The sequence below is a fragment of the Pseudomonas sp. RIT409 genome (assembly GCF_003052515.2).
Classification (GTDB): domain Bacteria; phylum Pseudomonadota; class Gammaproteobacteria; order Pseudomonadales; family Pseudomonadaceae; genus Aquipseudomonas.
On record NZ_QARE02000001.1, the window covers coordinates 81298 to 95580 of the forward strand.

Below are 14283 nucleotides of genomic sequence, written 5' to 3' on the forward strand. Positions count from 1 at the left end.
TCTTCAAGGGTGTCAGACCAAACTCGCGTCAATCACCAAAATCACCTTCCCCGACACCTGATTAGTCGCCAGCTCCGCAAACGCCTCTTCAGCTTCGGCAATCGGAAAACTGCGCGCCAATTGCGGCTTCAGGCGGCCTTCGGTGAACAGTGGCCAGACGTGCTGACCCAAATCGGCCAGTAAATCGGCCTTGAACTGGTCGTCGCGGCTGCGCAGAGTCGAGCCGAGGATGTGAATGCGCTTACCGAGGACCAGCGCCAGGTCCAGTTCAGCCTGGCGCCCGCCCATCAGGCCAATCAACACCAGGCGGCCATCGGTACTCAGCACTTTGAGGTTGAGCGCGGCGTAATTGGCGCCCACCGGGTCGAGGACGACGTTAAAGGGCCCAAAGTCGCTCAAGCCATCGAGGCTTTCGTTGCGAATCACACCGCCTTGGGCACCAAGGTCTTCGCAATACTTCAGACGGTCCGCCGAGCCCACGCTGACCCAGCAAGGGTTGCCAAAGGCCTTGCACAGCTGAATGGCAGCTGAACCAACGCCACTTGCTCCGGCGTGGAGCAACACTTTTTCGCCGGGCTTGAGACCCGCCAACTGGAACAGATTCAGCCAGGCCGTCGCGTAGACTTCCGGGATGCCCGCCGCTTCATGCAACGACATCCCCTCCGGAACCGGTAAAACATGCCGTGCGTCGACCACCACTTCCTCAGCCATCGCGCCGCCCGCCACCAGCGCACACACGCGGTCTCCAGGCTGCCAGGCCGTGCCGGACCCCACCTGCGCGATCACACCGGAACACTCCATCCCAAGGATTTCGGTGACGCCGGGCGGCGGTGGATACAGACCGGCGCGCTGCAACAGATCGGCCCGATTGAGCCCCGCCGCTGCCACCTTGATGCGCACTTGCCCCACATCGAGCGCCGGTGCTGGCTGTTCAACCCATTCCACATGCCCTTCAACGCCTTGCAATGCTTTCACGCTGCCTCCATAGTGACTCTCGGACTGAGCTCGACGCACCTCGCGGCGTTCGGGCTTTTTTGCATTATGCGACCGGTTTTCGACTCAGATTGCGTGAAAACGTAGCGAGCGAAGGCAAGACAAGGCAAAAGCAGACGGGAACGCTCACCAGCATCCCCACTGTTTTTAACGCGACATTGCCCAGCAACGAAGTTTTCATGGAATCTCAAGGGAACCGGCGACCTCAAAGACGGCCTACTATGCGTTATCAATTGTCCCCGCGTCGAATCAGCATGAAGCACCTGTTGCCTAGCACCACCCTTGCATTACTTCTCGGCCTGGCGGCATTGCCGGTGTCCGCTCCTTCGTTCGCTGCCAACAGCTGGGACAATCTCCAACCCGACCGCGATGAGGTCATCGCCAGCCTCAATGTCGTGGAGCTGCTCAAGCGCCACCATTACAGCAAGCCGCCGTTGGACGACAAACGCTCGGAAATCATCTACCAGAGCTACCTGAAATTGCTCGACCCGTCGCGCAGCTATTTCATGGCCAGCGACATTGCCGAATTCGACAAATGGCGCTTTCAGTTCGACGACTTCCTCAAGAGCGGCGATCTGAACCCGGGCTTCACTATCTACAAGCGCTACCTGGATCGCATCAAGGCACGTCTGGATTTTGCCATCGCCCAGTTGAACAAGGGTGTCGACAAGATCGACCTGAACACCAACGAGACCTTGCTGGTCGACCGCAAAGATGCGCCGTGGCCGAAGAACGAAGCCGAGCTGGACGACCTGTGGCGCAAACGCGTCAAGGATGAAGTCCTGCGCCTGAAGATCGCAGGCAAAGACCCGGCGAAGATTCAGGAAACACTCACCAAGCGCTACAAGAATCAACTGGCGCGTCTGGGCCAGACCCGCAGCGAAGACATCTTCCAGGCGTACCTGAACACCTTCGCGATGTCCTACGATCCGCACACCAACTACCTGTCGCCTGACAGCGCGGAAAACTTCGACATCAACATGAGCCTGTCGCTGGAAGGCATCGGTGCGGTGCTGCAAAGCGATAACGACAACGTCAAGATCGTGCGCCTGGTTCCGGCAGGTCCGGCGGCCAAGACCAAACAGGTCGCCACGTCCGACAAAATCATTGGCGTGGCCCAGGGCGACAAGGAAATGGTCGACGTGATCGGCTGGCGTCTGGACGAAGTGGTCAAGCTGATCCGCGGGCCGAAAGGCTCGGTGGTGCGCCTGGAGATCATCCCGGCGAGCAATGCGCCCAACGACCAGACCACCAAGATCGTGTCGATCACCCGCGAAGCCGTGAAGCTCGAAGAGCAAGCGGCGAAGAAATCGATCCTGCACCTGAACCAGGACGGCAAGGATTACAAGCTGGGCGTGATCGAAATCCCCGCCTTCTACCTGGACTTCAAGGCCTATCGGGCCGGCGATCCGGAGTACAAGAGCACCACCCGTGACGTGAAGAAACTGCTGACCGAGCTGCAATCCGAGAAAGTCGACGGCGTGGTCATCGACCTGCGTAACAACGGCGGTGGTTCCTTGCAAGAGGCCACCGAACTGACCAGCCTGTTCATCGACAAGGGCCCGACCGTGCTGGTGCGCAACGCCGACGGCAAGGTTGACGTGCTGGAAGATGAAAACAGCGGCGCGTTCTACAAAGGCCCGATGGCTTTGCTGGTCAACCGCCTGTCTGCGTCGGCGTCCGAGATTTTCGCCGGTGCCATGCAGGACTACCACCGTGCACTGATCATCGGCAGCCAGACCTTCGGCAAAGGCACCGTGCAGACCATCCAGCCGTTGAACCACGGCGAGCTGAAACTGACCTTGGCCAAGTTCTACCGGGTTTCCGGTCAGAGCACTCAGCATCAGGGCGTGCTGCCGGATATCGCTTACCCGTCGATCATCGACACCAAGGAAATCGGCGAAAGCGCCCTGCCCGAAGCGATGACCTACGACACCATCAAACCGGCGATCAAACCGGCCTCGGATCCGTTCAAGCCGTTCCTGGCGCAATTGCAGGCGCGTCATGATGTGCGCTCTGCCAAGGACGCCGAATTCGTATTCGTCGAGCAGAAGCTGGCGCTGGCCAAGAAACTGATGAGCGAGAAGACCGTCAGCCTTAACGAAGCGGAGCGCCGCACCGAACATACGGATGTGGAGAACAAACAGCTGGTGATGGAGAACACCCGTCGTAAAGCCAAAGGCGAGGAGCCGCTCAAGGAGCTCAAGAAAGAAGACGAGGATGCGCTGCCGGTGGACGATGACAAAACCAAACCGGAAGACGACGCGTACCTGGCCGAGACCGGACGAATCCTGCTGGATTATCTGAGTCTGAGCGGTTCTGTCGCGAAGAAGTGAGTCACCGACCCAGGTCGTGACATCGTTGAAACGCGGTCGGGTGGAGCTCCACCCGGCCGCGATGCTTTTCCTTCCCTGGATTGGCGTGATGGATCAGCCCTCATGATCCTGAGCCGATCGTTGAGCGGCGACCGCGCTCATGCCTTCCCAACTGAACACCCCCTCTCCGAGAAGGCACTAAGAAGCCCCTATTCCGGCTTCGCCTCTGCTGGGTAATCGAATTCGAATACCCGGACCACCTCTGCCGCATGCCACGACGCCGCGGCCACCCCATCCGATGGCCCGGTGAACCGTCCAAGCCGCTCAGCGCATTCGAAGAAACCGGTGCGCGGCAAGCGGCTGGCGCCCTGGCTGATGACCAAGGCACTGCGTAAGGGCTGATCGGCGCGGGTGTCGATGGCCGCCAGGTGTTCGAGCGCGGCAGCCAGCGTCTGCATGGCCGGAGCGGGCAACTGCACACGTTCGAGCAACGCGCGGTAGGTCACCAAGTGGCGTTGACGGCGCGCTACCTCGAGCTCGGCTAACAGCGCTTCCCAGTGTTGACGGCTGATTCGCACGCTCATGCCTCACCCCGCCAACCCGGCACACCCAGCTCCCATGCAAGACTCCGCAGGATGGCGGCATCGGGTTGGCGGCTGCCATTTTCGATCAATTCCAGGTACGACGGACTGATGCCGACAGACCGCGCCAGTTGAGCCAACTCAAGCCCTCCGGCGCGACGCAACGCGCCCAGTTGATCGAGCGCTGGCCGATCGGAACGTGGGCTCTGGGGTTCGACGTCAGCCCCGCCGACGGCGGATTGCGGACGGTTCACACCGGCGGCCTGCAACAGGGCCTGATACTGCGCCCACGGCAGTACCGCATATTCTGGCTCTCCATCGCGAGAAATAACCTGAAGATCCATACCACCCCCTGTAGGACGAAAAGCTGATTTTTGTAAGCTTTTTCTTTGTAATGCGGCATCTTAACAGCGGATGACGGGGGAGGACGTGCGAACTATCGACAGAGTTTTCTCAACAGCGAGGTTTTGAAAGGGCTTGCGATTACACCGAGCGCGGAATAGGCGAATAGAAAGCGAGCAGCCGACCTGACCCGCCCCATTGCCAGGTCGGCGAGTCGATGCGTGATCAATCCTTCTTTTCCTGCTCCAGCAATTGAGGCGTCGCAGGCAGGCGCTCGACGACCGCAAGCTTTTGCGGATTCTGCCGCTCGCGCCAGACGCGGAAGGCGCTGAGTTCGGCGTCGAGGTGTTTCATGACCCAGGCCAACACGGCAATGTCATCGAGCATGCCCAGCCCCGGAATCCAGTCAGGTATCGCATCCAGCGGACTCAGGAAGTACATGAGCCCCGCCACGACCGCCAGGATGGCCTTGCCACTGATGGCACTGTATTCACCCCGCCAGTACGCCAGACAAAGCGCCTGAAGCAGCTTGAGATCGTCCTTGAGCTTCCCCAGGCGATTGCCGTCTTTGGCCGCCTTACCCGCCACAGCGAACAGCAGAGCAGGTAAACGCCCTGCCGCCATCAGCCGTTTGGCCATGGGCAAATAACGAAGAAAGTTCCAGGGTGCTCTCATATCGACTCCAGCAAGAGGGCCAAAAGCCGATAAAAATCGGCAGGCCCGTCTACCATTCCAGCCAGCCCGTGTGGTTCATCAGTCACGGGCCGGGCACGCGTAGGTTATCCACACAAATTGTGGATAACCTTGTGAACAGCCTCGTTTTTCCACGCTGAAATGCCCGCTTTAAAGGGGCCTAGCCTAGATCGCGTGTTTTTTACTCACATCCACCCGCGTTCTCCAGCGCAGAGCCGAGCGTGCGTCACGCCTTCGGCAGAGGCGCAAACCTGCCGAACCGGTCAATAAATCCCGGCATTGGGTCCGCTTCACACCGTTATTGGGACTGCCGGTATCCCTGCCCGGTTCGATCTTTTTTCCGCCTCAACGAAAAATGCCCCGTCAAGACGGGGCATTCGATCATCGCAGTAAACGACGTGTCGCTTACTTTTTAGCAGCAGGCTTGGCGGGTTCAGCAGCCGGAGCGGCTTCTTCTTCCTCATCGGCGCCGGCGGCGGCCGGGCCGTTACCCGCAGCAGCCGGATCCTTGATGCCCAGCAGTTCCAGATCGAAAACCAGCACCGAGTTCGCCGGAATCATCGGGCTAGGGCTTTGCGCGCCATAAGCCAGATCCGCAGGGATGTAGAGCTTGATCTTCTCACCGACGTGCATCAATTGCAGGCCTTCGACCCAACCTGGAATCACGCCACTGACAGGCAAATCAATCGGGCTGCCACGCTCGACGGAACTGTCGAATACCTTGCCGTCAGTCAGTTTGCCTTCGTAGTGAACGGTCACGACATCGGTCGGCTTCGGTACAGGACCGTCGGCCTTCTTGATGATTTCGTACTGCAGACCGGAAGCGGTAGTGGTGACTTCCTTGCGCTTGCCGTTCTCTTCGAGGAATTTCTTGCCAGCCGCAGCCGACTCTTCGGCCATTTTGGCCATGCGCTCTTCTGCGCGTTTCTGCAGTTCGCCGAAGGCTGCTACCAGCTCTTCGTCTTTGAGCTTCTGTTCTTTCTTGCCGACGGCGTCTTCGATACCCAGCGCTACGGCTTTGGAATCCAGATCGTCCATCCCTTCCTGAGCCAGGCTTTTGCCCATGTTCAGGCCGATACCGTAAGAGGCTTTCTGTGCGGGGGTTTTCAGTTCAACGGTGCTGGCTTGCTTGTCGCAGCCCGCGAGTACCAGACCGACCAGGGCAATCGCCGCTGCCAACCGATGCTGTTTCATCCTGTTTCCTTGTTCATGCGCCGAAAGGGCAAACGAGTAAAGCCGCGAGCTTATCAGGCTGCCGCGATCAATGGCTACCGGCATGAGAGGGAGAAAAGGCAGATAAGTTCAGGTGGCCAAAGGTTTTCTTCTCAGATCGAGAAAACTGTTCAGTCGAGGTTCAGCCGCCCAAGGCGGCGCACACTTTGCTCGTCCGTTGTCGAACCAAGAAGAGGCGCGGGAAAGCCACGAGACCGCCATCGTGGCCCGCAGTATCGGAGCGCCCCAATGCCTGATCTCAATACACATCCCGCAGGTAGCGTTGCCCCTCGGCCAGCAGGCGCAGGTATTCATCCGCGCCCTCCGCACTCACCCCACCTTGCTCCGCGATCACATCCCGCAGCGCGCGATCGACGTCCCGGGCCATGTGTGTGGCATCGCCACAGACATAAATCCGCGCCCCCTCCTGCAACCAGCGCCACAGCTCGGCGCCTTGCTGACGAATCCGATGCTGGACGTAGACTTTCTCAGCCTGATCCCGGGAAAACGCAAGGCTGAGGCGGGTCAGTAACCCGCTTTTTTGCATCGCCTCCCATTCCTGGCGGTAGTAGAAATCGGTCGCCGCGTGCTGTTCGCCGAAGAACAGCCAGTTGGCCCCGCGGTCGCCCCGGGCCTGACGCTCCTGAAGGAAGGCGCGAAACGGCGCCACGCCTGTGCCAGGTCCGATCATGATCATCGGCACGTTGCCATCGACGGGCACGCGAAAATGTCGGGTCGGTTGAAGAAACACCGGCACCTCGCAATCCTCGGCGCGATCGGCCAGAAACGTCGAAGCGACCCCCTTGCGCGTGCCGTAGCGCACGGCCGCGACCGTCAGGTGCACAACGTCCGGATGAACCTTAGCACTGGAGGCAATCGAATACAGACGAGGCTGCAGCGACGTGAGATGGCTGAGCAGCTCCTGCGCAGCACAGCGCAGTGGGAACTCGCGCAACACATCGGCCAGTTGCCGTCCCCAGAGCCAGCTTTTCAGCTCACCCTTGAAGGGTTCCGAGAGCAACGTCTGCAATTCCCGACTGGCGCTGCGCTGTGCAATGAAGCCCATCATTTCCGGGGTCGGACGGGCTATTTCCAAGTGGCTCGACAACGCGGTGCGCAGCGAAACGTCCCCCGCCTTCGGCAACTTCACCACCTGTTCGGCGGGCAGCCCCGTCAAGGCCAGCACCTCTTCCACCAACGCCGGACAATTGCGTGGCCAAACGCCCAACGCATCGCCCGCCTCGTAAGTCATGCGTGAATCGCCCAGCGCCAAGGCGAATTGCCGAGTGTCCTTGGCCCCGCCCTCGCCGTTCAGGCGGCGATTGATCGACAGCCGCGCCGGATGAGGTCGCGCCCGGCTCACAGGCACTGGGCCGTCCTGTGGCTCGATTTCGGGAAGGTCCAGCGCCAGCGCCTGCTGGAGCGCCCTGAACCAGGCCTGGGCCTGATCTTCGAAATCCGGATCACACTCCATACGAGGCATCAACGGCGATGCGCCGAGGCTCGACAGACGCTGATCCAATTGCCTGCCGTGCTGGCAGAAGCTTTCATAACTGGGATCACCCAATGCCAGTACCGCGTAGCGCAGCGACTCGAAACGCGCCTGCTGCGCGCTCAGCGCCTGCCAGAAACGCCGACCGTTATCGGGCGCTTCGCCATCGCCGAAGGTGCTGCTGATCAGCGCCACCTGCCCGGCCGCATGCAGCCGATCGACCGCGAAACCGTCCATCGACGACACGCGCACCGGCACGCCCGCCGCGCGCAAACGGCTGCCGAAGCCTTTGGCCAGCGTCTCGGCGTTGCCCGTCTGCGAAGCCCAAAGCACGGTCAACAGGGGCTCACCTTCCATCGCCTGCTCCTCGTCGCCCTTGGCCTGCGGCAGATCGAGAAATTGATGACCGATCAGTTCGACTTTCTTCAACGCCACCGCACAGCACTTGAATTCCGGCTGCTGCGAGAGAGGATCGACCGCGTCGCTGGTCACGGCGTTGATGGCCAGGTTGTCACCATATACATCGTTCCAGTGAAACGGCGCGAAGCAATTGCCCGGAAGCACGCGATCCGTGACCAGCGCAGGCAACACGGCATGGCCCCGGACAGACCGCACTTCTACGGCGTCCTGGTCGACGATGCCCAACACTTCGGCGTCCTCGGGATGAATTTCGATGAAGGGGCCTGGGTTGAGCGTGTTCAGGGTGGCAACTTTGCCGGTCTTGGTCAGCGTATGCCATTGATGCTGCAGGCGGCCGGTATTGAGCACCATCGGGAACGCATCGCTGGGCATTTCGGCGGGCAACAGGTGCGGGCGTGGCATGAACTGCGCCTTGCCGGACGGGGTGGCGAACACGATGGCCGGACGACGGCCCTGATCGTCAAGCTTCAGCGTTTGGCTGACGCCGGTATTGAGGTAGCGCACTGGATTTCGCGAGCCCTCGCCGTCGGGCGCAATCGGCCATTGCAAAGGTTGATCACGCAAACGCGAATATGAGGCACCGCGAATGTCGTAACCGGTCTTGGGGTTCCACGCCTGTTTGATCTCCTCGAATACCGCTTCAGCAGAGGCATAGCTGAACGCCTCGGCAAAGCCCATTTCGCAGGCCACCCGCGCGATGATCTGCCAGTCGGCCATGGCCTCGCCAGGTGCCTGAACCGCCTTTTGCGTCAGGCAGAGGTTGCGCTCGGAATTGATCATCACCCCTTCCGCTTCGGCCCAGAGCGCCCCGGGCAACAAGATGTCGGCGTAGCGGTTGGTCTCGGTGTCGAGATAGGCATCTTGAACGATGACCAACTCAGCCGCCTGCAGGGCCTCGATGACGGTCCCGCGGTTGGCGACGCTGGCCACCGGGTTGGTGCAGATGATCCAGCAGGCCTTGATCCGGCCGTCACGCATTTGCTCGAACAGATCAATGGTGCCCCCTCCCACCTTCTGAGCCAGACTGCCCTGGGGAATCGCCCACAGCTGTTCCACGAACCGGCGATCTTCTTCGACGAGTACCGAACGCTGCCCGGGAAGTCCCGGCCCCATATAGCCCATTTCGCGGCCGCCCATCGCATTGGGCTGGCCGGTCAAGGAAAACGGACCGCTGCCAGGACGACAAATCGCCCCCGTGGCCAAATGCAGGTTGCACAGCGCGTTGGTATTCCAGGTGCCATGGGTGCTTTGGTTCAAGCCCATGGTCCAGCAGCTCATCCATTCGGGCGCCTGGCCGATCATCTGCGCGGCTCGCCGAATGGCGCTTTCCTCCAGGCCGGTCAGTTGCGCGACCCGGGACGGCGTGTAGTCGGCGAGAAATCCCGGCATGGCTTCCCAGCCTTCGGTATAGGCGGCAATGAAAGCGGTATCGATGTCACCGTTTTGCAGCAGCAAATGCAGCAAACCGTTGAGCAGCGCCAGATCGGTGCCGGGGTTGATCTGCAGGAACAGGTCGGCCTTGTCTGCCGTGGCCGTGCGCCGCGGGTCGACGACGATCAGCCTGGCCCCGGCCTTGACCCGATCCATCATGCGCAGAAACAGGATCGGGTGACAGTCCGCCATGTTCGCGCCGATGACGAAAAACAGCGTCGCTTTATCGAAATCATCGTAGGCGCCGGGCGGCCCGTCCGAGCCAAGCGACAGCTTGTAGCCGCTGCTCGCACTGGCCATGCACAGCCGCGAGTTCGATTCGATGTGATTCGTCCGTACGAAGCCTTTGGCCAACTTGTTAGCCAGATACTGGGCCTCAAGAGACAGTTGTCCCGAGACATAAAAGGCCAGTGCGTCGGGGCCGTCCCGGTCGAGGATCGACCTCAGCCGACGCGCCGTCTCACGGATTGCACTGTCGATGGCGGCAGGTATTGGGTCCTGATCCGGGTGACGGCGTATGTAGGCCGACGCCATGCGCCCTGGCGCGGCAATCGCCTGACCGCACGTGGTGCCCTTGGTACACAGACGGCCGAGATTGGCGGGATGGGCCTTGTCACCGCGGACCTTGACCACGCGATTGTCCTCGACCTCCATGACGATGCCGCAACCGACACCACAATAAGGACACACACTTCGTACGCTGTTGCTCGCCATATCCCACCTTCCAGAAACGAAAAAGACGCCTTGTTCTCCACCCTCAGATGACGGGGAGTACACGGCGCCTTTGTCGTGAAGTGGGCAATCGGCGTTGATTGCCTGTGTCCGGGCATCTGCAAACGCCAGGCCAGTCATGGCCAGGTGCCGAAACGATGAGGCTTGGCTCTATAAAGAGTGAACGCACACCCCCTGCACGACGGCTTCAGGCTGGGGCAATACGAACGCACATGCACCTTTTCCGTGCCAAATGTGATCGGCGTGTTCTGGGTTCTGCCCGCTTGATCGCAAGCAAGTCGCGGCGGTTTGTTCGTGGTGATCGCCCGCGTTTCCTGGCACCCGGGGCGCGGTAAAGGGGCCGAGGGTCAACGAATCGGTAACCACTGGCACAACCGTTGCTTTGCTCTAACCATGTCCAGCCCATGTTGGCTGGCAGCCCCCGTCGATCAACGAGGATCCGCCAAGGGGCCACACAGGTTCCGCTGACAGCGCAGTCGAGCGGCACCCCTTGAACAGAACAGGCAAAGGCGCCTGGAACCTATAGGTTCCGGGCGCCTTTTTTTTGCTTTCGAAAACCTGATTGGCCTAGGCCGGGACTCGAAATGAACGCTAATGTCGCCCCTCTTGAAGCTGTGCAGACCCTGATCGTCGTCGGTAATGGCATGGTCGGCCATCACTGCGTGGAGCAACTGATCGCTGCCGGTGCGCTCGACCGCTATCGTATCCACGTGTTTGGCGAAGAAGGCCAACGCGCTTACGACCGCGTTCACCTCTCCGAATACTTCACAGGCCGGGACGCCGAGTCACTGGCCTTGAGCGAGGCAATGCTTTACGAACGCCCTGGGCTGACCCTGCACCTGGGCGTGCCCGTGCTGGAAATCGACCGCGTCCGCCGTGAAGTGATCACCGCCCATGGCTGCTTTGGCTATGACAAGCTGGTGTTGGCGACAGGCTCGTACCCTTTCGTACCGCCAATCGAAGGCGCCGAAGGCCATTCGCGCTTGGTGTATCGCACCCTGAACGACCTTGACACCATTCGCGCCGCGGCCCGCCAGGCCAAACGCGGCGTGGTGGTCGGCGGTGGTCTGCTGGGCCTGGAAGCCGCCAATGCCCTCAAATCCCTGGGGCTGGAAGCCCATGTGGTGGAATTCGCCCCGCGCCTGATGCCGGTGCAACTCGATGACTTCGGCGGCGCAGCATTGAAGGCCCGTATCGAAGCGCTGGGCGTGGGCGTGCACCTGTCGCGAGCGACGCAATCGATCACGGCGGGAGAAACGTACCGCTACCGCATGAATTTCGCCTCAGATGAATACCTTGAAACCGACCTGATCGTATTTTCGGCAGGCATTCGGCCTCAGGACGCGCTTGCCCGCCAATGCGGCCTGGAACTGGGCCCTCGGGGCGGGATCGCCATCGACGAACATTGCCGTACCGGCGACGCCGACATTTTCGCCATAGGCGAGTGCGCGGCCTGGAACGGCAGCGTATTCGGCCTGGTCGCACCGGGGTATCAAATGGCACGCAATGTGGCCGCACAACTGTGCGGTCAAGCGGCCGAGCCGTTCTTCGGCGCCGATATGTCGACCAAGCTGAAGTTGCTGGGCGTCGATGTCGGCTCGATCGGCGATGCCCACGGCGCACTGGCCGGCGCACGCAGTTACCGCTTCATCGATGAGGCCACGGCCAGTTATCGCCGTCTGGTCGTCTCCGCCGATGGCAAGCGGGTACTCGGAGCGGTTTTGGTGGGCGACAACAGCTATTACGACACACTGCTGCAATACGCACAGAACGGCATAAAGCTGCCCGCCGACCCGGCCAGCCTGATCATGCCGCAGAGTGAAGGCGCCCCAACGCTGGGGGCCGATGCCCTTCCGGCCACGGCCACCGTGTGTTCCTGCCACAACGTCAGCAAGGGCTCGATCTGCTCGGCCATCGACAGCGGCTGCACGGACCTGGCGGCGATCAAGGCCTGCACCAAGGCAGCCACCGGGTGCGGCGGTTGTGCGGCCTTGTTGAAAAGCGTGTTCGAACACGAACTGACCGCTCGCGGCGTGGCCGTGGACAAAAGCCTGTGCGAGCACTTCCCCTATACCCGTCAGGAGCTATACGCCTTCGCTCGGGTCGAAAAAATCGAAACATTCGAAGACATGCTCACCCGTCACGGCAAGGGCCATCTTGGTTGCGACATCTGCAAGCCAGCGGTCGGCTCGATCCTTGCGTCTTGCTGGAACAAGCCGATCATGGACCCTTCATTGGTGCCCCTCCAGGACACGAACGACACATTCATGGCCAACATGCAGAAGAACGGCAGCTACTCGGTGGTGCCGCGCATTCCCGCTGGCGAGATCACCCCGGACGGCCTGATCGCGATTGGCGCGGTGGCGAAGAAATACGACCTGTACACCAAAATCACCGGCGGCCAGCGCATCGACCTGTTCGGCGCCCAGTTGCACGAATTGCCGGACATCTGGGCCGAGCTGATCGCCGCCGGGTTCGAGACGGGGCACGCCTATGGCAAGTCGACCCGCACGGTGAAATCCTGCGTGGGCAGCACGTGGTGTCGCTACGGCGTGCAGGACAGCGTGCAGATGGCATTGCGTATCGAGGGCCGCTACAAGGGGCTGCGCTCGCCGCACAAACTGAAATTCGCGGTGTCGGGCTGCACCCGGGAATGCGCCGAAGCCCAGAGCAAGGACATTGGCGTGATCGCCACCGAAAATGGCTGGAACCTGTATGTGTGTGGCAACGGCGGTATGCGTCCGCGCCATGCCGAGCTTTTCGCCACCGACTTGGATGACGAGACGCTGATTCGCTACATCGACCGGGTGCTGATGTTCTACATCCGCACCGCTGACAAGCTGCAACGCACCTCGGTGTGGCGCGAATCGCTGGAGGGCGGGCTGGATTACCTGAAGGCCGTGGTCATCGACGACAGCCTGGGGCTGGCCGCCGAACTGGAGGGGCAGATGCAATGGGTGGTCGACCGCTACGAGTGTGAATGGGCCAACGCCCTCAAGAGTCCGGAAAAGCTCAAGCGCTTCCGCACCTTCGTCAACGATGCACGGCCAGACCCGGACATTCAGTTCATCAAGGAGCGCAGCCAACGCCGCCCGGCGCGCACCGATGAACTCAACCTGATTGCTGTGGAGATTTCACAATGAGCCCGATCGGTGCTGTCATGATGGACCCTTCCAGAAGCCAAGCCTGGCGCGCGGTGTGCGCCCGGGAGGATTTGGTACTCAACTCCGGTGTTGTTGCGCTGGTAGGCAATCAGCAAGTGGCGCTGTTCTACGTCGCCTGCATCAGCGGCACGCCCCAGTTGTTCGCGGTGGACAATCGCGACCCCGTGTCGGGGGTCAATGTGATTGGACGCGGGTTGATCGGCAGCGTCGCCGGCAGCCTGGTGATCGCCTCGCCGCTGTATAAGCAGCATTACCGGCTGGAAGATGGCGCATGCCTGGAAGACCCGACGCTCACGCTGCGCACTTGGCCGGCACGCTTGAATGGGGACGTGGTGGAGATTGATGTGCAAGGGCTTTGAGCTGCCCAGGTGGACGTAGGAGCGGTGCTTGCCCCGCGATCTGGCGCGAAGCGGCAGCAAGATCAGACACTTGGAGGGTGTCAGTCACACCGAGCTCGCAGGGTTTATTGCCGCTCCGCGCCAGATCGCGAGACACGCCACGCGCCTACGTCCTTCGGGCCGAATCGGACCGACACCGTTTGCTTCTATGGCAGCCCGGCGGTCAAGCAGAATCAAAAGCGAATCAGCATCGGGCAACGACCAAATTCCAGGCACAAAAAAAGCGACCCTAAGGTCGCTTTCTCTGTCGTATCGAGGAGTTCAAGGGCCTCGATACTCAATATGGCGCAGCGGACGGGACTCGAACCCGCGACCCCCGGCGTGACAGGCCGGTATTCTAACCGACTGAACTACCGCTGCGCGTAACACCTTCATCGAGTGGTGGGTGATGACGGGATCGAACCGCCGACCCTCTGCTTGTAAGGCAGATGCTCTCCCGGCTGAGCTAATCACCCTTGTCTCTCGGTGTGGCGCGCATTCTACGGAGCGTTCCTACCTCTGGCAAGCACT

9 protein-coding genes and 2 tRNA genes are annotated in these 14283 nt (G+C 61.0%); 3 read left to right on the forward strand and 8 right to left on the reverse strand.

What is annotated here, in order from left to right:
- Positions 1–12: 12 nt before the first annotated feature.
- Positions 13–975, reverse strand: a complete 963-nt coding sequence (locus DBP26_RS00275) for an NAD(P)H-quinone oxidoreductase (RefSeq protein WP_108235616.1) — start codon at positions 973–975, stop codon at positions 13–15.
- A 272-nt stretch (positions 976–1247) separates the two neighbouring features.
- Here DBP26_RS00275 and DBP26_RS00280 point away from each other — a divergent pair, with 272 nt between their 5' ends.
- Positions 1248–3329 (forward strand): carboxy terminal-processing peptidase, encoded by a 2082-nt coding sequence (locus DBP26_RS00280; protein WP_177410974.1) that lies wholly within the window; start codon positions 1248–1250, stop codon positions 3327–3329.
- A gap of 188 nt (positions 3330–3517) precedes the next feature.
- On the opposite strand, the gene DBP26_RS00285 is transcribed toward DBP26_RS00280, so the two are convergent.
- The 5 genes from DBP26_RS00285 to DBP26_RS00305 form a co-directional block, all read right to left on the reverse strand.
- The gene (locus DBP26_RS00285; protein WP_108235618.1) at positions 3518–3892 is read right to left on the reverse strand and encodes a hypothetical protein; all 375 of its coding nucleotides are present in this window, start codon (positions 3890–3892) and stop codon (positions 3518–3520) included.
- Positions 3889–4233 carry a helix-turn-helix transcriptional regulator gene (locus DBP26_RS00290; RefSeq protein ID WP_108235619.1) on the reverse strand — a complete coding sequence of 115 codons (345 nt, stop codon included), beginning with the start codon at positions 4231–4233 and terminating at the stop codon, positions 3889–3891. Before DBP26_RS00290 ends, DBP26_RS00285 begins: the two co-directional genes overlap by 4 nt.
- A 223-nt stretch (positions 4234–4456) precedes the next feature.
- Positions 4457–4906, reverse strand: coding sequence for a YkvA family protein (locus tag DBP26_RS00295; RefSeq protein WP_108235620.1), 450 nt, complete (start codon positions 4904–4906; stop codon positions 4457–4459).
- Positions 4907–5329: 423 nt separating this feature from the next.
- Positions 5330–6118, reverse strand: a complete 789-nt coding sequence (locus DBP26_RS00300) for an FKBP-type peptidyl-prolyl cis-trans isomerase (RefSeq protein WP_108235621.1) — start codon at positions 6116–6118, stop codon at positions 5330–5332.
- Between the two features lie 277 nt (positions 6119–6395).
- Positions 6396–10193 carry a bifunctional nitrate reductase/sulfite reductase flavoprotein subunit alpha gene (locus tag DBP26_RS00305; protein WP_108235622.1) on the reverse strand — a complete coding sequence of 1266 codons (3798 nt, stop codon included), beginning with the start codon at positions 10191–10193 and terminating at the stop codon, positions 6396–6398.
- Between the two features lie 602 nt (positions 10194–10795).
- Between DBP26_RS00305 and nirB the strand changes: the two genes are divergently transcribed.
- Both nirB and nirD read left to right on the forward strand, forming a co-directional pair.
- A complete protein-coding gene (gene nirB / locus DBP26_RS00310; RefSeq protein WP_108235623.1) occupies positions 10796–13354 on the forward strand; it encodes a nitrite reductase large subunit NirB in 2559 nt (852 codons plus the stop codon).
- Positions 13351–13734 (forward strand): nitrite reductase small subunit NirD, encoded by a 384-nt coding sequence (nirD, locus tag DBP26_RS00315; protein WP_177410975.1) that lies wholly within the window; start codon positions 13351–13353, stop codon positions 13732–13734. The genes nirB and nirD overlap by 4 nt, the downstream gene beginning before the upstream one ends.
- Positions 13735–14056: 322 nt before the next feature.
- Here the strand turns inward: nirD and DBP26_RS00320 are convergent.
- Both DBP26_RS00320 and DBP26_RS00325 read right to left on the reverse strand, forming a co-directional pair.
- Positions 14057–14133, reverse strand: a tRNA-Asp gene (locus DBP26_RS00320).
- Between the two features lie 19 nt (positions 14134–14152).
- Positions 14153–14228: transfer RNA gene (locus tag DBP26_RS00325), tRNA-Val, on the reverse strand.
- Between the last annotated feature and the right edge of the window lie 55 nt (positions 14229–14283).